At 38.0% G+C, this 19118-nt stretch carries 13 protein-coding genes and 1 rRNA gene; all 14 read left to right on the top strand.

Features of this window, described 5'->3' with window-relative positions:
• Positions 1–67: 67 nt before the first annotated feature.
• A complete protein-coding gene (locus AC3B6Y_RS02565; protein WP_489791280.1) occupies positions 68–1117 on the top strand; it encodes a DUF3324 domain-containing protein in 1050 nt (349 codons plus the stop codon).
• A 93-nt stretch (positions 1118–1210) separates the two neighbouring features.
• Positions 1211–2281 (top strand): WxL protein peptidoglycan domain-containing protein, encoded by a 1071-nt coding sequence (locus AC3B6Y_RS02560; protein ID WP_489758182.1) that lies wholly within the window; start codon positions 1211–1213, stop codon positions 2279–2281.
• Between the two features lie 29 nt (positions 2282–2310).
• On the top strand, positions 2311–3351 hold the full coding sequence (locus AC3B6Y_RS02555) for a DUF916 domain-containing protein (RefSeq protein ID WP_489791279.1): 1041 nt from the start codon (positions 2311–2313) through the stop codon (positions 3349–3351).
• Between the two features lie 35 nt (positions 3352–3386).
• Positions 3387–4238: a hypothetical protein gene (locus AC3B6Y_RS02550; RefSeq protein WP_489758184.1), complete on the top strand. Its 852-nt coding sequence runs from the start codon at positions 3387–3389 to the stop codon at positions 4236–4238.
• Positions 4225–5271 (top strand): WxL protein peptidoglycan domain-containing protein, encoded by a 1047-nt coding sequence (locus AC3B6Y_RS02545; RefSeq protein WP_489791278.1) that lies wholly within the window; start codon positions 4225–4227, stop codon positions 5269–5271. Before AC3B6Y_RS02550 ends, AC3B6Y_RS02545 begins: the two co-directional genes overlap by 14 nt.
• 21 nt (positions 5272–5292) lie before the next feature.
• Complete coding sequence (locus tag AC3B6Y_RS02540; RefSeq protein ID WP_489791277.1) at positions 5293–6159, top strand: hypothetical protein; 867 nt, start codon at positions 5293–5295, stop codon at positions 6157–6159.
• Positions 6156–7187, top strand: coding sequence for a WxL protein host-binding domain-containing protein (locus AC3B6Y_RS02535; RefSeq protein WP_489791276.1), 1032 nt, complete (start codon positions 6156–6158; stop codon positions 7185–7187). Before AC3B6Y_RS02540 ends, AC3B6Y_RS02535 begins: the two co-directional genes overlap by 4 nt.
• A 203-nt stretch (positions 7188–7390) precedes the next feature.
• Positions 7391–10870, top strand: a complete 3480-nt coding sequence (locus AC3B6Y_RS02530) for a BspA family leucine-rich repeat surface protein (RefSeq protein WP_489791275.1) — start codon at positions 7391–7393, stop codon at positions 10868–10870.
• A 183-nt stretch (positions 10871–11053) separates the two neighbouring features.
• Entirely contained in the window at positions 11054–11827 is a 774-nt protein-coding gene (locus tag AC3B6Y_RS02525; protein WP_489791274.1) for a WxL domain-containing protein, read from the top strand.
• Positions 11828–11866: 39 nt separating this feature from the next.
• Positions 11867–12901 (top strand): DUF3324 domain-containing protein, encoded by a 1035-nt coding sequence (locus AC3B6Y_RS02520; protein WP_489758190.1) that lies wholly within the window; start codon positions 11867–11869, stop codon positions 12899–12901.
• Positions 12902–12917: 16 nt separating this feature from the next.
• Complete coding sequence (locus AC3B6Y_RS02515) at positions 12918–13697, top strand: WxL domain-containing protein (RefSeq protein ID WP_489791273.1); 780 nt, start codon at positions 12918–12920, stop codon at positions 13695–13697.
• A 259-nt stretch (positions 13698–13956) separates the two neighbouring features.
• Complete coding sequence (locus tag AC3B6Y_RS02510) at positions 13957–15549, top strand: helix-turn-helix domain-containing protein (protein WP_489758192.1); 1593 nt, start codon at positions 13957–13959, stop codon at positions 15547–15549.
• Between the two features lie 270 nt (positions 15550–15819).
• Positions 15820–17097: a serine--tRNA ligase gene (gene serS, locus AC3B6Y_RS02505; RefSeq protein WP_489769566.1), complete on the top strand. Its 1278-nt coding sequence runs from the start codon at positions 15820–15822 to the stop codon at positions 17095–17097.
• 420 nt (positions 17098–17517) lie between these two features.
• Positions 17518–19084: ribosomal RNA gene (locus AC3B6Y_RS02500) — 16S ribosomal RNA — on the top strand.
• Positions 19085–19118 lie beyond the last annotated feature (34 nt).

Genomic DNA, 19118 nt, shown 5'->3' with positions numbered 1-19118 from the left:
AATCTTAAACGCTTAATATAAAAAAGTAGCATGTATATTATTTTAATTATTGGGGTGTAAATGACTAATGAATCATTTAAAAAAGATTTTAATGACTGTTTTATTGTCTACAGTAACAGTTGGGTTATTTATTGTAAATTTATCTACTGCTAAAGCGTCAGTAGGCAATTATGGTATCAAACCTAATTATGGACAAAATCAAGTTGCTCAAGATGGGCAAATTGATATTTATGGTGCACCAGGAAGTACTCAAAGCGTATCACTAGGAGTAGTCAATAAAGATACTAAAAGTCATCGGTATACTGTAACGGTAAATACTGCTGGTACTAATAGTAATGGCTCTTATGTCTATGATAAGAAAAACATTTCTGATTCATCTCTAAAATTGAAAATTTCTGGTTTTGTTACGCCTAGAGTGCAAACCGTGAATGTCCCTGCTAATGGTATTGTTAATGTTAATTTTCAAGTTGAAATTCCTAAGCAGAAGTTTTCAGGCTATTTAATGGGTGGTGTCGTTGTTTCACCAGCTAAGGGTGAAAAAACTGTTAATTCACTAAGTCAACATGGTACTTTATTAAGAAATAAATTTGCTCAAGGTTTACCACTAAAAGTTCGTCAAGATAAAAATTCAAAGAAGCAACCTAAATTTAGAGCTCGTCAAGTTGTCCCTTATGCTAATTTGAGAGGACATAATAGTCGTGGTGTTAATGCTAATATTCAAAATTATACCAAGGGATTTAATAACAACATTAATGCTAAAGCAACAGTTACTAAGAAGCCTAATGACCATAAATTTAAAAAGACCGCTACTTTAACAGCTATGTCACCAGCTCCTAATTCTAACTTTAATTACGCTATTGATTGGGGTAACACACCATTACAGGCAGGTAATTATCATCTTCATGTTAAGATGACTTCAAGCGATAAAGTTCAGTCTTGGGTCTTAGACAAAGACTTTACGATCACTTCTGCTGATGCTGGCAAATACAACAAGTTATCTGGTATTAAGCCAAACTACATGTGGCTATGGATCTTAATTGCCGTCTTAGTCATCTTGTTAGTCTTAGGTTTAGGTATTTACTTCGGTCGTCGGAACAATAACAAGAATAATAATTAAACTTAAAAGTGTTTAATAAAATTGTGTGGATACTTAACAGTATCCACATTTTTTTGTATAATTATGCTATCATTAATCCGTTATGGGGGATCTATGAAAAAATTTAGCCTATTTATCATTAGCGTCTGTACTTTGCTTTTGGCGCTCACACAAATACAATCTGTAAAAGCGGATGTCAATAATATTTCGGTTACACCAATTGTCGATAATTCGAACGTCACGGACCGTTTTCAAATTGTAGCTAAGCCTAATCGCGTGTACCAAGTTAAATTATCAATTACTAACTTTGGCGCAGTGAATACCAAGGTGCGGATTCGTCCTACCAATGCTTCCACGACGTCGCAAGGTGGGATTACTTACCAAAAAGTTGTTCATTCGGGCGACAGCGATTTGCGTTATGCTTTTAAAGATATGACGCAAGCTAAGATTATTAAATTAAAAGCTAACCAAACTAAAGAAGTAGCATTCAACATTCAAATGCCACCCAAGGCCTTTAAAGGTTTGATGCTCGCCGGTTTTTATATTTATGATATTAATGATTCAGCTAGCCAAGGCTTGAAAGTTCCTGTGTGGCTCACGGAAGATAATCACCCAGTGGGTGGGGTTTTGGTATTGAATAATGTGACTCCTCAAGCAGTCGAACATAAGCCGTTTATCAATGTTAATCTATCCAATAATCAACCAGGATTGATGAAAGATGTCGTGGTGCATATGACCTTGAAACGCAAGGGACTGCTCGAATTGTTTGGCATGGGGTTCAAGCCCGTGAATGTGGATCAAGTTTATAAGAAGATTGCCCCTAATTCTAACGTTCCGATTGCGTTTGATCAGCAATCACTGCCAATTAAACCAGGCATTTATCAAGCCGTGGGAACTGCTAAGAGTGGTAAGACGCACTGGAAGTTTTCCGGAACGTACCACATCACTAAGAAACAAACTGATAAGGTTAATAACGATTGCAAAGGTTTAACGCCTGATAAGACAGTTTTGTATTTGATGATTGTGTTAGGTCTCATCATCTTAATCATGTTTGTGGTTGGTGGTTTATGGAGCCAATCTAACAAACAAAAGAAAGCACAACAACAGCGTCAAAACCAGCAGCAACAGAATCAATCACAACCCAATAATCAAAATAATAATTTTAATCAATATCCGAGACAGTAAGCTTTAGATTTAAATGGGGGAATTTATTCATGAAGCAACGACGGATTTCAATGATAGTGATCCTGACGTTACTATTGGGGGTTTGGACGCTTTCCACCAATTCAGTGGCAGCAGCCAAAAAATTACCGACGCAGGAACGTTCATTTACTGTAAAGGCGATTTTACCCAAGAATCAAACGACGGATCAGGAGACGTTTTTTGATTTACAAACTAAGCCACAACAAAAGCAACACTTACGCTTATTAGTGTCGAACATCGGCAAGAAGCCTTTGAATATTAAGGTCCAGATCAATGATGCTTATACTTCCGGCAATGGGATTATTAGTTATGATCGCCCAAAAGTGAAGTTATATAAGCCGCAAAATCCTGCTTTATCTAGCTTAATTAGTAGTAAACGCACTTATCACGTGCATGTTAAACCGCAGTATTCCAAGATTGTGACCTTTACCTATCAAGCACCCAAGACGGAGTTTCAAGGAATTATCTTGGGGGCGATTGTTGCAACTGCGGGAGTCAGTTCTTCGAAGAAAAGTGAGTTTGCTATTCAAAACCAAGTTCAATACGTCACAGGTGTGGTGTTGCGTTCCAAAAAAGATACTGTCAAGCCAGCAATTACCATGGGTAAGCACGTAATTGCTACGACACGCGCACAACAGACGGGGTTAGGCTTTACTTTGTATAATGCTGCGCCGATTAATGTTAGTCAGCTGAAGATGACTAGTTCAGTCAAACGCAAGGGTCATAGCAAAGTCATCACGAAAAAATTGCATAATTTGCAGATGGCACCAAGCTCGACGTGGAATGTGTTATTACCACAAAGTAAGATTCATCCTGGTTCTTATACATTGACTTTGCATTTGCAAGCTAAGAATCATTATCAAAAAACTTTTGTACGGCACTTTACAGTTACTAAAGCCAACGTCAATGCAATTAAGAAAGCTACACAGCCAAAGCACTATAATCGCTTGTTGCCGTGGATCTTTATTGGATTAGTATTAATAATTGTCTTAGGATTATTATATTTACTGTGGATTTATTTAAAAGGTCAAAACAAAAATGGACGTTCTTAGTTCAAGTTGCTATAATGACTTCGAGGGGTGAGATCTTGAAAAACATGGGGAAAATGATCATCTCAACTGTTTGTCTCTTAATTTTTGGTTGGGGAGTTAATGAACAATCTTTAATGGTACAAGCTGATAGTGATGTGACGCGGAGTGATACTGATCCAACTTTACAAGCGGGTGATGTTTCCACGCGCGACGGTGATAATAGTACTGATGGTACGACGGGCAGTACAAATGTAACGGTCACTTTTATCAACGGCAGTATTTACATTGTCCAGATGCCCAACTTTGATTTTGGTACGGGGCATGATTACCGGGATACGAGTTTTAATTTGAACAGTCCTAGTAGCAATAAAAAAATTGATCGTTCTTTAATCGTTAACTCACCAGATAGTGCAGTTGGCTTTTATGTGTCAGTTGCTAATTACGGTAGTACATTGATTGATTCTAGTTCAAAAGCAGATGTAACTAGTTCTGCTGGCTTGTCAAATACTAAACTCGGTAGTTTAGATTTGGATAGTGGTGTTAATGATAATCCAGTTTCAACACAAACTGGTTTGCCAGGAACTGATAGGGCTCCTGTAACAGCAGGTTATACTTATGGAAATAATAGTACTAAAAATCCATTCGGTGAAATTCCTCTTACCAGTGACCCATCTAAGTCAGTGACTCCTATCACAGTTTTAAATGCTGATAGTGGCTTTCAAGGCTATATTCGTTTATCATTTGTTGCTCCAACTAGTGCTACTTTGAATTTAAATAGTACTGTTTTAGGGAATGTACAAACTTATATTCATGATAATAAAATAGATAATGCTACATTCATTTTTCCATTGCATTGGACGGCTAATTTGAATAATGTAACTAAAACAATTGCCAATGAACAAATGTAAGTTTTTAAAAAATTGGGCTTGGTTGGTTATCTTGTTGGTAGCATGTTGTGGTTTGGGTAAAAGTCAAATCGTTCACGCGGCGGGGGGCACATTCAGTGTCGAACCCGAGCAGTTAACAAATCAAATTGGTTCAGTTAAGGGTGGTTGGTACTTACATGTTCAGCCAAATCAAACGTATCAATTGAAGTTTAAAATTCTCAATTTAACTAACCAGTCCAACGTTATTACGGTCAAGCCAATTCCTGCTCAGACTAATTCAGATTTACAGTTGATGATTGATAATCCCTATGCTAAGCCGGGACCCAAGGCCCAGTTTGATTTACGTAAACTAGTTACTCCTTTGAGTGTGGAAGTTCCAGCTAAAAAAGAAGTCGAAACGTCCGTAACATTAAAAATGCCACGGCAACGGTTAATCGGACTTATTATGGGAGGGCTGTTGTTTCAGTCACAGACTGACTTCCAGCAACAGGAACAACAGGCTGTTAAGAGTAAACAAGGTTCGGCAACGATCTCAACAGCCAATATTAGTTATGGTTTGAATTTGCGCCAAGATGATGCCATCTTATTACCTCATTTTCAAGTGGGGACACCAATTTTAACTTCACAGGCTAATCGGGTGGTGATACAGACACCAATTAAAAATACCGCACCATATCCTTTTTTAAAGGGACACTTGCGAGTTAAGATTAGTAAAAAGAATTATTCACGGGCGAACTGTACCATGGTTTTAAAAAACGTTAATTTTGCACCTAACTCGCAGACTAAGTTATTATTACCTTGGCGTAAGGGTCGCTTGATGCCGGGAACATACAATGTTACTTATATATTGGATCATCATAAGCAACATTATGTATTTCACCGCCATATTATTTTGAGTCCACAGCAGTCTAAAAAGTTAAATTACTTTTTGCCACGAGCACAACGCAAGTATCGAAATGTGATCATTATTTTAGTACTGTTTTTGGTGATTTTGATGGGCTTAATTTCTTGGTGGGTTTATGCTTATGGGCAGAATTTATCGAAGAAAAAGTAGCGCCGATTTTGGGGGATTAAAATGAAGAATACTTATAAGACAGTAATGTTCACCAGCTTAGTTTTAGCAGCAGTAGCAGGTGCTAGTGTTAATGAGTTGAATGTTCAAGCAGCAGGTAATGCGCTGGATGGCGTGTCAGGAGTAGATCCTGGACAAGCTTTAGGAGCTAATAGTGGCATTGATTTTAATAGCGCTGCTGCAAATCCGTCTGATGCAGCGACTGATAGTGCTAATAATCATGACTTTCAATCTTTCGGTGGCATTGATTTTGCAGAAGATCGGATTTCACGGCCAATTTTCTTAATGGAAGTTCCTAATTTTGATTTTAATATGAAAGTCGGTGCTACTACTGCTGAAATGACGGCCTCTTCTGGTAATCGGTATTTAGTGGTCAATGATACTAATGCTGGCTCTGGCGTGCATAATCTATGGGAGGTGGATGTAAAAGTGGGTTCTTTTTATAAAACTTCCGGTTCTGCTCAGATTAAATTATCTAAGATTACGCCGACAATACCGTCAATTAATTTACCATCTACTAATGTAGGCAAGCGAACGAGTTATGGAAATTGGAGTGGTAGTGGTTATACTCCGTCTAAAATATCTGGTGCTTTACAGGGTCCACCAACTCCGGCAGACAATTCAAAGCCTGATGGTTTGATTTTGTTAGCTAAGGATGGTAGCGACGCCGATCCTAATCCTTCGCAAAGGGTCATGCATATAACCGGTAGTAATTATGATTCTCATTATTATGGCTTAGATTTTAACGATCCTAGTTATGCTAAATTAAATGATTTTCCCACTACTAAGATAGAAAATTTAAAAGATAAGTACGTTGCTCCAATTACTTGGACTTTGCAGTTTACGCCAACTGGTCAGGCTTCCAAATGAAAAATAAATTACGTTTTGAACAGTTAATTTGTGCACTAGTCATGGTCTGTGGTTGGTGCCTTTTTTTTCAAAAGCAACTGGTACAAGCTGATCCCGGTTCACCGGTACAGGTACAATTACAAGTTCCAAAGGAAAATCAAGTTCCGGCTAACAGCGGTGTTGTGCAAGTTGATTTAAAGCCTAAGAAGTCCGCAAAATTTGCGTTATACTTAAAAAATTTGACTGATCAACCAGTGCAATTAAAGATTTTTGGTGGAACGGCACAAACTACGGAACAGGGTGGCTTGAGTTTAGCATCAAATAAACATTTGTTGATGGATCAGTCGTGGCAATATAGTTTGGCAGACCTGGGTTTAAAAACGCAATACTTAGTGCTCAATGCCAATCAAGAACAGGCTGTACCCTTAAAAATTAAAGCGCCAGCTCATTTTAAAGGTTCAATTGCGGGTTCAGCGGTTGTGCAGACTTTGTTAACCAGGCGATACAATAACCAAGTAAATAATTTTCAAATGGCCTTTGGGGTGTTAGCTAATGTGGGCGCTGTGGATAAGTTACAACCTAAGTTACGTCTAGGGAAAGTGCGTGTGCGTTCATATGCGGGACAGCCACAAGTAGTGGGTCAAATTCATAATCAACGTCCGATCTACTATGGTAACGGAGCGGTTGACTATGATATTCGCGTTCGCGGTTTAACCAATAACTTTGACAAGCATTTGAATATTCCCCAAGGCGCCTTGGCGGCCAATTCGATTGCGCCAATCGCTATTACGTTAGGTAATAATCCTATTAAAGCCGGCAATTATCAGTATAGCGCGCAGGTAAATGTGGGCAATCGGAACTTTCATTTTCAACATAACTTTACGATTAGTCCCAAGCAAGCTTGGCAGTTGAACCGCCAAAATCCTAATATTAAGCGTACCAAATGGCCATTGATTGTCGCTATTGTCATTTGTGGTTGCTTACTGTTTGGTTTATTCTTGTGGTTGTTGTTCAAGTTTGCCAAGAATCGTGGGCGAAAACAGAAATAAATAATAAGGACTAAATACAAGGTCACTCCTAACCAAATTAGGAGTGGCCTTTTTCGTGTAGTAGTTTAAGTTATTTGTAATTGTCTTGCACCATATATGAAAACATTGTGACTTTTTTCACCTTGAATTCTTCCAAAATGAGATTTAAAATTAGCATGAAATTGTTTTGAAACGATTTCAAAAATAATATGGGGGAATAAAGAGTGAATATAAAGCAAAAAAGTTTTACGACTGCCGGAGCATTATTAGGACTGGTCTGTGGTTTAACTTTAATTCAACAAAATGTGCAAGCTGCTGATAATGAGCAAGTAGCGAATGTTTCAGATCAGGTAGAACCAGTAGCTACTGATCAAGCTTCAACGAGTTCAGCACCGACAAGTACAACAGTAAGTCCTGCTTCCAATACGACTTCTGTGGCGGAGCAAACGCCACAAACTAACACCTCAGCTAATGGAACGACAGCAGTTACTAACGATGTACCTGCTACAGAAAACCAAGCTACCACTACAACGGACGTTAATTCAGCAACGGCTGCAGCTACGAACGATTCAGCTACACCTGCTAATAATTCTAATGCAACGGTATCAGTAACTAATAATGACACGCAACCAGTGAATGCTGATGCTACAGCAGATAATAACGTTATTACTAGTGGTGTTTGGGGAACTAGTAAGTGGGAATTTGTTCATGAAGGTGACGATTATACCCTGCATTTTCACGCAGGAACTTTAGGAAATGATTCTGGTGAATATTTTATTAACGGTCATAGTTTTGGTGGAATAGGTACAAAAGTTTTGAACGGCAATTTCACATATAATAATGAATTAACAAAAGTTATATTTGATCCAGGAGTGGTTGCAGACACTAACTTATCTTGTTTATTTTCAGATTTAAATAATTTAAAAATTATTGAAGGGTTAAACAATCTTGATACATCCCAAGTAACCAATATGTCTGGTATGTTTTATTATTGTTCAAGATTAACAAGTTTGGATTTAAGTGGTTTTGATACATCTCAAGTAACCAGTATGTTTGATATGTTTAGGGAATGTTCAGGATTAACAAGTTTGGATTTAAGCAAATTTGATACTTCAAAATTAACTAATATGAATACTATGTTTTATGATTGTTCAGGACTAACAAGTTTGGATTTAAGTGGTTTTGATACATCAAAAATAACCAATATGTCTTATATGTTTTATGATTGTTCAAGATTAACAAGTTTGGATTTAAGTGGTTTTGATACATCTCAAGTAACCAGTATGTTTGATATGTTTAGGGAATGTTCAAGATTAACAAGTTTGGATTTAAGTGGTTTTGATACATCTCAAGTAACCAGTATGTTTGATATGTTTAGGGAATGTTCAAGATTAACAAGTTTGGATTTAAGTGGTTTTGATACATCAAAAGTAACCAATATGTCTTATATGTTTTATGATTGTTCAGGATTAACAAGTTTGGATTTGAATGGTTTTGATACATCAAAAGTAACCAATATGTCTTATATGTTTTATGATTGTTCAGGATTAACAAGTTTAGATTTAAGTGGTTTTGGTACGTCCAATGTAACTAATATGTATAATATGTTTTATGATTGTTCATCATTAACAAATTTAGATTTAAGTCAATTTGATACATCAAAAGTAACTAATATGTCTTATATGTTTTATGATTGTTCAGGATTAACAAGTTTGGATTTAAGTGGTTTTGATACATCTCAAGTAACAGATATGGGTAGTATGTTTTATGATTGTTCAGGATTAACAAGTTTGGATTTAAGTGGTTTTGATACATCTCAAGTAACAGATATGGGTAGTATGTTTTATGATTGTTCAGGATTAACAAGTTTGGATTTAAGTGGTTTTGATACATCAAAAGTAACCAATATGTCTCATATGTTTTGTGATTGTTCAGGATTAACAAGTTTAGATTTGAATGGTTTTGATACATCAAAAGTAACCAATATGTCTTATATGTTTTGTGATTGTTCAAGATTGACAAGCTTGGATCTGAGTCAATTTGATACATCTCAAGTAACCAATATGTCTTATATGTTTTGCGATTGTTCAAGATTTACGAGCTTGGATCTGAGTCAATTTGATACACCAAAAGTAACCGATATGTCTGGTATGTTTGAAAGTTGTTCAAGATTTACAAATTTGGATTTAAGTGGTTTTGATACATCTCAAGTAACCGATATGTCTGGAATATTTTATGACTGTTCAGGGTTAACAAATTTGGATTTAAGTGGTTTTGATACATCAAAAGTAACAGATATGGGTAGTATGTTTAATGGTTGTTCAGGATTTATAAATTTGGATTTAAGTGGTTTTGATACATCAAAAGTAACCGATATGGGTAGTATGTTTAAAGGTTGTTCGGGATTAACAAGCTTGAATTTAAGTCAATTTGATACATCAAAAGTAACCGGTATGTCTGGTATGTTTGAAAGTTGTTCGGGATTAACAAGTTTGAATTTAAGTCAATTTGATACATCAAAAGTAACCGGTATGTCTGGTATGTTTGAAAGTTGTTCGGGATTAACAAGTTTGAATTTAAGTCAATTTGATACATCAAAAGTAATGAATATGGGGTATATGTTTGAAGGTTGTTCAGGATTAACGAGTTTGAATTTAAGTCGATTTGATACGTCCCAAGTAACTTATATTTATGGAATGTTTGAAAATACTAACGAATTATATCAGTTAACGTTAGGATCAAAAACAATTCTGAACGAAAACGTTTACCTTCAAGCCGTTCCAGTTGAAGGTACTAAAGTATCAGGTACTGATAAAGTTATTACTTCACCATATTGGGTCGCAATGGACGGCACTAATTCAAGAACAAAGTATACTTCTGGAGAATTAATGAAAATGACTAATCGTTCTGAAGTAACGACTTATGAGTGGGATACTCAACCAGCTATGATCAATCGAACTCAAAGAAAATCCGTTACTCGAGTTATCAATGTTCATCAACCAGATGGACAAGTTAATACAGAATTACAAACTGTTACCATTCAACGTAATATTAAGGATAATGAAGATGGAACGGTGACCTACGGTGATTGGTCCAAAGCTAATTGGACATTGTACACTGTGCCAGAAGTTGCAGGTTATCAGGCAAGTCAAACTGCGGTATCTGAACAGGCTGTCACTGGTGACACTAAAGATCAAACAATTGATGTATACTACACACCAATTGAACAAACAGTAACAATTGAATACTTGTATGACGGTGACGCAGTTGACACGCAGCAGTTAACTGGTTATGTCGGTGATATCTTAAATATTAATTATCATACTCCAGCTGGTTATGAAGTTATCGATCAACCACAAACAACGGTAACGGTTGATGCTTCAGGACAGCAGATTATTCAAGTTGCTGTCGATCATCAGATTATACCTAGCTTAGAAACTAAGACCCTTACGCGAACAATTAATTTCCATTATCCAGATGGACAAGTTAAGAGTCAAAACCAAGTGGCAATTTTAAAACGTAACATCTATCAAGATGCAGTTACAGGCGACAGGGTTTATGGTACTTGGCGCGGTGATACTTGGGATGCTGTGATGGTACCAAAGGTTAGTGGCTATACTGCTAGCCAAGATACAGTGGCTGAACAGGCGGTTACTACAGATACTACTGATCAAGTGATTGATATTTTCTATCAAAAAGCGTAGTGCTTGCGAAACTTTATCAAGTGATTTTTGAGGCATGAGTCCATGAGAAATGGGCTCTTTCTCATTTGGCGCGCTGAAAAAATTGATTTATTTTTAAGAATTTAAGTGCTTTGTTGAAAAATCTATTGTATAATTAGTTCGATGTAAATAAGTAAAGATTTTTTTAAGGTGGGGGACTTCTTTATGAAATTAAATAAATTATTGAGTATGGGAATTTGTGCTACTTCTTTGTTAGCTATTGCCGCTCCAATGTTGGCACAAACTGTTAGTGCCGCTGATGCTACTTTGGTAAATGGTGCTGGTAATACTGCTACTTCTAGTGCAAATGCTTCAGGATCTTCTCAAGCGTCAGTTGGATTTAAACCAGGTGATTTGATTTTATATCAAGTGCCAAACTTCAATTTTGGTACGGGTAAAGTTGCAAAAGCTGGTGCAATTGATATGGCTGGTTCAGCTGCTAATCGATTGGCTGTTGTTGTTGATAATCGTTCTACTGCTAATGCATCTGGTAAGGGTAATGTTAATCCATGGACTTTGAATGTATCTGTAGATAAATTTAAAACTTCTTCTACTGATACTGGCGTTGAAATTCCGTTGGGAATTAATGATAAATCTGATACGTCTGCATTTAAAATGTTGAATTTAGATCAGTCCACTTATAGTTATTCTAATAGTGATGTTTATAGTACTGCTGATAATAAAGCTACACCACTTGATGATTCTATGGCTAAGGGAGATATTTCTGGAGATACTAAGCTTGCTCTGGTTTCTGGTTCAAAACGATTTGGCGTAACTGGATTTGATTTTACAGATCCAGCTTCTGTAAGATTGCTATTAGATGCAAACAACGTATCTAAAGTTGATCCTCATAGTAATTATACTGCCACGGTTAATTGGAATCTGTCTATTGATCCGACAACCCCAGCTTCAGCTCCAGCAGGCGGCGCCGGCGCATAGTATTAATAACCAAAAACTTCTAGTTTAGAGGATACGATTTTGCGAAAATTATTACGTCCATTGATTTTTTTGATGGCTTTAATAGGTAGTTTCTTTATTATTCATCCCGTGTCAGCGGCAATTACTGGTGCGGCTGGTTTTTCCGTTGAACCTGAGGGCAGTCAAGGTGCTGCACAATCGGATTACTTTTTGTTAAATGTGGAATCTGGTAAGAGTTATCCACTAAACTTAAAGATTACTAATAGTAAGAAATATCCCATTGACGTGGTGGTTAAACCAACAGTTGCTGGGACGACTAATCAAGGTCAGATAAATTATGCTAATGTAACTAGTGTTCGTGACTCCAGTTTGAAGTATGACTGGACCAAAATGGGACCAGTTAAACAAAAGGTCACGATTCCGGCTAAGGGCTCTCAGACGGTTTCAGAAACCATTAATGTGCACGCACCCAAGTTTAATGGTGTACTGTTGGGTAGTTTTTATATCTATTCACCAACTATTAACCATAAGATGCATCATAAGAAGTCTAAAGGCATGAGTTTAACTAATAACTATTCTTATTCAGTTAGCACATTGTTTAAAGTTGGTAATGTTGATAAAGTGCAACCAGATCTGCGCTTAGTTCGGGTTCGGCCGACTTTATTAGGCATTCAGCCTGCTGTGAATATTAATTTGCAAAACTTTGAACCTAAGTACATTACTAATAATGATATGCGGGTCAAGGCGAAGATTTATCCGGCTAGGAGTAACAAACTACTCTTCCAGAATAGTCAAAAGCAAATGAACTTCGCGCCGAATTCTAACTTTAACTTTCCAGTTAGCTGGGGTAATAAGCCGATGAAAGCTGGTAATTACCAAGCTCGCGTGCGGATTAATACTTCAGGTAAGAGTTGGTATTTCAAGAAGAACTTTACGATTTCGCCAGCGGATGCTAACCGGTTGAATCGCAATAATCCAAATACAAAACGTAATTATTGGCCATTAATTATTACGATTATTGTCATTGTTTTACTATTGATTGGCGTATTATTCTATTGGTTCTATAAGCGAGGACAAAATCAAGCAACTAAATAGTTATGGGGGGGATAACTTGAAAGTAGCAAGATTTAATGTTTTATTAATAAGTTTAATTGCTGCCATCTTCATCTTTAGTACTCCCACTATGGCTGCGGATGATGCGAATGTCGTTAATCGACCGGCGGATGCTACTTCAGGCGCAGTAGAAGCCAACAGCTCAGCAAATGTTGGTTTTGCGCCAGGTAAGCTGGATTTACGAGTTCCTAATCCCGAGAATGTTGGTTTTCCAAATTTTGGTACGCAATATGTATTTGCTAAAAGCATCTGGAAATATCAACCAGTAATCCAAGCCGGACAAACCGAAGCTAAACCGATGCTAGATAATACGATTATTGTGACTGATACTCGGGGGGCTGAGAGTGGCGGTTGGAATTTGAGTGTTTCTTGCTCTAAATTTCATAATACCGACACGAGTGTTGCTCCTGATGAACAAGTGCAGCCCATTTCGTCGCTAGATTTTACTAGTGCTAAAATTGTACAAGCCAATGTAGATAGTGCCGATAATTTTTCCTTAGCGCAAAATTTTGATTCGAGCTCATCGGGAATTACTGGTTTGAATACTTTAACGGGTTCGCAGAATTATCCTTGGGTTTATCCGAGTGATGATATCAATGATCCTAATACGACAACTACTTTATTTACGGCACAAAAGGGGACCGGTTTAGGTTATTGGGGCTTATTCTTAACAGGAGCGCAGTTAGTAACTCCAAGTCAGAATGGGCAAGTTGCTGGTAATTTTAAGGCAACGTTAACTTGGACACTCAATGGTGGTAATCCTACGACACAAGCGTAAACTTCTCGTGTTAATTTAACTTAATAAATGAAAAAGGACATGTTTCATGTCCCTTTTTTGTATAGAACATTTTTTATAAAAATCTGTTTTAAATTATTTTTTATTGATTGTTTTTAGTAATAATAGTTGAAATCTGTGTTATCTTGGATTACATTAAAATTGGTTGTACATTATAATATTTATTATATAATGATTATTATTTGTTAATTTTAAATGCTTAAATCTTAAGTAATGAAATTAATTAATGGGGGGTATCACATTGGAAAAAGAACAAGACTTATTTTTGTCAGTTTCTGATATGGAGAAGTTACGCTTGTTTGAGCGGGTCAGACAATTAAAGATTATGGAGATTTCTTATCGCGATGATCTCAAAGCTCATCAAAGTCTAGATTTTGATATTAAAGATATTAATTTTCGCCAAGCAGCTGCACAAATGAATAAAAGTTACGGCAGTATCTATAATACTTACGATGGTATTATTCAAGATATGAAGGAATTATTGGGGAAAGATGATCCAACAATCGAAGAAATTTTTTCTGTTGACAATGATCAGTATCACTTTTTTTTAGTTTCCCATTCGGATGCTTACAACTTTATGATGGCGATTTTGGAAGATACTTGTCAGTCATTTGATGATTTTTATCAAGAGTGTGGCAATAGTAAAGCAACTGCTTTGCGCCATTTAAAACCGATGCGTTTATTTTTGAAAACTTTTAACGTACGAATTACTTATGAAAAGATGCGCTTTGTCGGGGAAGAAACAGATGTTAGATTAGCAATATCCGCGATGTTTTGGGAAGCAACACGGGGATTTGCTTGGCCTTTTAAGACTATTTCTGAGGAAGAAAGCGAGTGGCTCGTCAATCAAGGCTTGGAGGCTTTTCAAGTAGTAGCGCAACCGAATCCGATGACTTTTCGGGTTTATCAAATTTATGCCACTGTCAATTGCTTACGGATTTATCATGGCCATTTTGTGGAACGCAATGCGAAAATCGACTGGGTACGTTATCCAAATCTGAATGTTTATGAAAGCTTCATGACCGAAGATAGTTATGAACGATTTGCGGACAGTGACTTTGCTAAGATCATTCAGTATTATCGAGATTTGACGCCTGCCCGTTTAATGAATGAATCTTATAATATGTATAATTTGGTTAACTGTTCATTATCCATTGTTCCTTGTGGCAATGAAAAAGCCGATGAAATTCTTGACCATATTCAAGAGTATGATACTAAGATTTACGACTTTGTGGGGGCATTCTTACAATCGATGCCTTATAATATTCAGCGACAATTTAATTTATCCGATGAAATTGTTAAGCTCTATCGCATTGCCTTGATGCGGGTCTTAATCGGGGGCTTGGCGTTTGGTAATAGCTATTACCAAATGGTAGAAGTCTACACGGGAGAAAAATCAGGGCTATCCAGTATTGATTTGCCAGAGTTTAAGAAGACCATTCGGAATATTTTGCAGCATTTATTTGAGCAAAATGAATTTCAAGATTTTCAAGATAAAGTTAATTTGCTGACCAATGCGGTTTACAAGATTTTGCTTCGAGTCGTGGTCATGTTTTCTGATCATTTTGCAGTTCAAGTCTACCTCAGTATTGAAGAAAATCAGTTGTACCGTTTTGATATGGTAGAAACAATTGATAGTTTGCCTTACGTGCAATTAGTTCAAGATCCTAATGATGCAGATTTGATTGTGACGACTTCGAGTCATTATACGTTAGATCCTACACAACATGACATTTATATCTTTAAGTGGGAACATGATGCTAATAGTGCCCAATATGGCCAGTTGATAAGTTTAATTCGGGATATTTGGACGGAGAAAAAGATTTCCAAATAAAACTTGCCTTTTAATGTTAGTTATATTACTATCAACCTAGATAACGTAGATATCTTACCGACTTTACAGAGAGCTAGTGCAGTGCTGAGAGTTAGCAGTTGGTGTTCCAATATCGTTTCAAACGGATAATGAATAAATTATACGGTCAGCCCCGTTATAGCTGTTAGAGCGTAGTGTGAAACACTAAAATTGGGTGGTACCGCGATGAAGAGTTGATTCGTCCCTTTAATGGGGATGAAGACAACTCTTTTTTATTTAAAGGAGGAAATTATGTTAGATTTAAAAGTGATTCGCAATAATCCTGATTGGGCGAAAAAAAAGTTAGCTGAGAGAAATATTGCAGGGGAAGAGATTGATCATTTACTAGACTTAGATGTTAAGCGTCGCCAAGTGATGGCGCAAACTGAAGATTTGAAAGCTAAGCGCAACGAAGTTTCGAAGCAAATTGCTCAAACTAAGCGACAAAAGCAAGATGCTACTGCCGCGATTGCTGCCATGAAAGAAGTTGGCGCGCAAATTAAAGATTTGGATGAGCAATTAGCAAAGCTTAATGACCAAACGGATTATATTTTAGTCCGCTTGCCCAACTTTCCCGATGATTCAGTGCCTGTTGGCAAAGATGAGTCTGCCAATGTGGAAGTTCGTAAGTGGGGCGAAATTCCGCACTTTGACTTTGAAGCCCAAGCTCATTGGGATATTGGTGAACAATTGGGGATTTTGGATTTTGAACGGGCTGCGAAAGTTTCGGGTAGCCGCTTCGTTTATTATTTAGGTGCCGGTGCGCAATTAGAACGGGCGTTATACAACTTTATGTTAGATGAGCATCAAAAAGATGGTTATACAGAAGTTATTCCACCTTATTTGGTCAATAGTGATTCCATGTTTGGTACTAGTCAGTTTCCTAAGTTTAAAGAAGATGTTTATACCATTGTCGATGAAGAACGGCCATTGACTTTAATTCCTACTGCTGAAGTTCCCCTAACTAACTATTATCGTGGCGAAATTTTGAGTGAAGACCAATTACCAACTTATCTTACGGCTTTGACACCATGTTTTCGTTCTGAAGCCGGTTCTGCTGGCCGTGATACCCGCGGTTTGATTCGCATGCACCAATTTAACAAGGTGGAAATGGTTAAATATGTTAAGCCGGAAGATTCTTGGGATGAATTAGAAAAATTAACCGCAAATGCGGAAAATATTTTACAGAAGTTGGAATTACCATATCATGTCATTACTTTGTCCAGTGGTGATGCTAGTTTTAGTTCTGCAAAGACGTATGATTTAGAAGTTTGGATGCCCCAGCAAAATATGTATCGGGAAATTTCGAGTTGTTCTAATTGTACAGATTTTCAAGCACGGCGCTCACAAATTCGTTATCGTGATAAAAATGGTAAGTTACAATTTGTTCACACCTTAAATGGTTCCGGACTTGCAGTTGGTCGAGCAGTGGCGGCCATTTTAGAAAATTATCAAAATGCTGACGGTAGTGTCGATATTCCTAAAGTTTTAGTTCCATATATGAATGGTAAAACTAAAATTACTAAGTAATATGTAGGCAATTGAATCCTAAGAGAAGATGAAATATCTTTTTTTAGGATTTTTTTATATCGTAAAAAAGCAGTCATACCAAGGGATAGAGCAATAAGTATCAAAAAAGAATAAAAAAAGATGGGCAAAGGGGTTGCAAAAGGGTAAAAAAGTTGATAATATATTTTCTGTTGTCAATGAGTCATGCGCGTCACTGTTAAGCAAATAAAAAAAACAGTTGACAAGCTCATGATAAGATGATAAACTAAATGAGCCGCTTAATCAAGTGGTAATCAACAAAAAGTTAAGTAGATCTTTGAAAACTGAACAAAGTTTCTTTAAAAGCCAAGTGCTGGGTTCTTGAAAAAGAACCTGTCAATTTAAAAGTAATAAAGAAGACAAAGAACGTTAGAGTTCTAAGTCTGAGTCAACAAACTAACAAAAAATGAGAGTTTGATCCTGGCTCAGGACGAACGCTGGCGGCGTGCCTAATACATGCAAGTCGAGCGAGCAGAAGTAACGGAATACCTTCGGGTAGGAAGATATGGACGCGAGCGGCGGATGGGTGAGTAACACGTAGGTAACCTGCCCTTTAGCGGGGGATAACAATTGGAAACAGTTGCTAATACCGCATAAAGTGCTTAATCACATGATTAAGGAATGAAAGACGGTTTCGGCTGTCACTAAAGGATGGACCTGCGGCGTATTAGCTAGTTGGTGAGGTAAAGGCCCACCAAGGCGATGATACGTAGCCGACCTGAGAGGGTAATCGGCCACATTGGGACTGAGACACGGCCCAAACTCCTACGGGAGGCAGCAGTAGGGAATCTTCCACAATGGACGAAAGTCTGATGGAGCAACGCCGCGTGGATGAAGAAGGTTTTCGGATCGTAAAATCCTGTTGTTGAAGAAGAACGTGCTTGAGAGTAACTGCTCAAGTAGTGACGGTATTCAACCAGAAAGTCACGGCTAACTACGTGCCAGCAGCCGCGGTAATACGTAGGTGGCAAGCGTTGTCCGGATTTATTGGGCGTAAAGGGAGCGCAGGCGGTTTGAAAAGTCTGAATGTGAAAGCCCTCAGCTTAACTGAGGAAGTGCATCGGAAACTGTCAAACTTGAGTGCAGAAGAGGAGAGTGGAACTCCATGTGTAGCGGTGAAATGCGTAGATATATGGAAGAACACCAGTGGCGAAGGCGGCTCTCTGGTCTGTAACTGACGCTGAGGCTCGAAAGCATGGGTAGCGAACAGGATTAGATACCCTGGTAGTCCATGCCGTAAACGATGAGTGCTAAGTGTTGGGAGGTTTCCGCCTCTCAGTGCTGCAGCTAACGCATTAAGCACTCCGCCTGGGGAGTACGACCGCAAGGTTGAAACTCAAAGGAATTGACGGGGGCCCGCACAAGCGGTGGAGCATGTGGTTTAATTCGAAGCAACGCGAAGAACCTTACCAGGTCTTGACATCTCCTGAAAGCTGTAGAGATACAGGGTTCCCTTCGGGGACAGGAAGACAGGTGGTGCATGGTTGTCGTCAGCTCGTGTCGTGAGATGTTGGGTTAAGTCCCGCAACGAGCGCAACCCTTGTTACTAGTTGCCAGCATTAAGTTGGGCACTCTAGTGAGACTGCCGGTGACAAACCGGAGGAAGGTGGGGACGACGTCAAATCATCATGCCCCTTATGACCTGGGCTACACACGTGCTACAATGGATGGTACAACGAGAAGCGAACTCGTGAGGGCAAGCAGAACTCTAAAAACCATTCTCAGTTCGGATTGCAGGCTGCAACTCGCCTGTATGAAGTTGGAATCGCTAGTAATCGTGGATCAGCATGCCACGGTGAATACGTTCTCGGGCCTTGTACACACCGCCCGTCACACCATGAGAGTTTGTAATACCCAAAGCCGGTGGGGTAACCCTTCGGGGAGCTAGCCGTCTAAGGTAGGACAAATGATTAGGGTGAAGTCGTAACAAGGTAGCCGTAGGAGAACCTGCGGCTGGATCACCTCCTTTCTAAGGAAAAATAAACGGAAAGCAGTTGGCAAGA

The sequence above is a fragment of the Bombilactobacillus sp. ESL1092 genome, from assembly GCF_058107465.1.
Note: the sequence above shows the minus strand (reverse complement) of the source record. Positions and strands in the feature narration are given on the sequence as shown.

What these genes read in the sequence shown, in the direction of transcription:
- AC3B6Y_RS02560 (WP_489758182.1), top strand. Translation starts at nt 1,211, where the DNA reads ATGAAAAAATTTAGCCTATTTATCATTAGCGTCTGTACTTTGCTTTTG.
- AC3B6Y_RS02565 (WP_489791280.1), top strand. Translation starts at nt 68, where the DNA reads ATGAATCATTTAAAAAAGATTTTAATGACTGTTTTATTGTCTACAGTA.
- AC3B6Y_RS02555 (WP_489791279.1), top strand. Translation starts at nt 2,311, where the DNA reads ATGAAGCAACGACGGATTTCAATGATAGTGATCCTGACGTTACTATTG.
- AC3B6Y_RS02535 (WP_489791276.1), top strand. Translation starts at nt 6,156, where the DNA reads ATGAAAAATAAATTACGTTTTGAACAGTTAATTTGTGCACTAGTCATG.
- AC3B6Y_RS02545 (WP_489791278.1), top strand. Translation starts at nt 4,225, where the DNA reads ATGAACAAATGTAAGTTTTTAAAAAATTGGGCTTGGTTGGTTATCTTG.
- AC3B6Y_RS02525 (WP_489791274.1), top strand. Translation starts at nt 11,054, where the DNA reads ATGAAATTAAATAAATTATTGAGTATGGGAATTTGTGCTACTTCTTTG.
- serS (WP_489769566.1), top strand. Translation starts at nt 15,820, where the DNA reads ATGTTAGATTTAAAAGTGATTCGCAATAATCCTGATTGGGCGAAAAAA.
- AC3B6Y_RS02540 (WP_489791277.1), top strand. Translation starts at nt 5,293, where the DNA reads ATGAAGAATACTTATAAGACAGTAATGTTCACCAGCTTAGTTTTAGCA.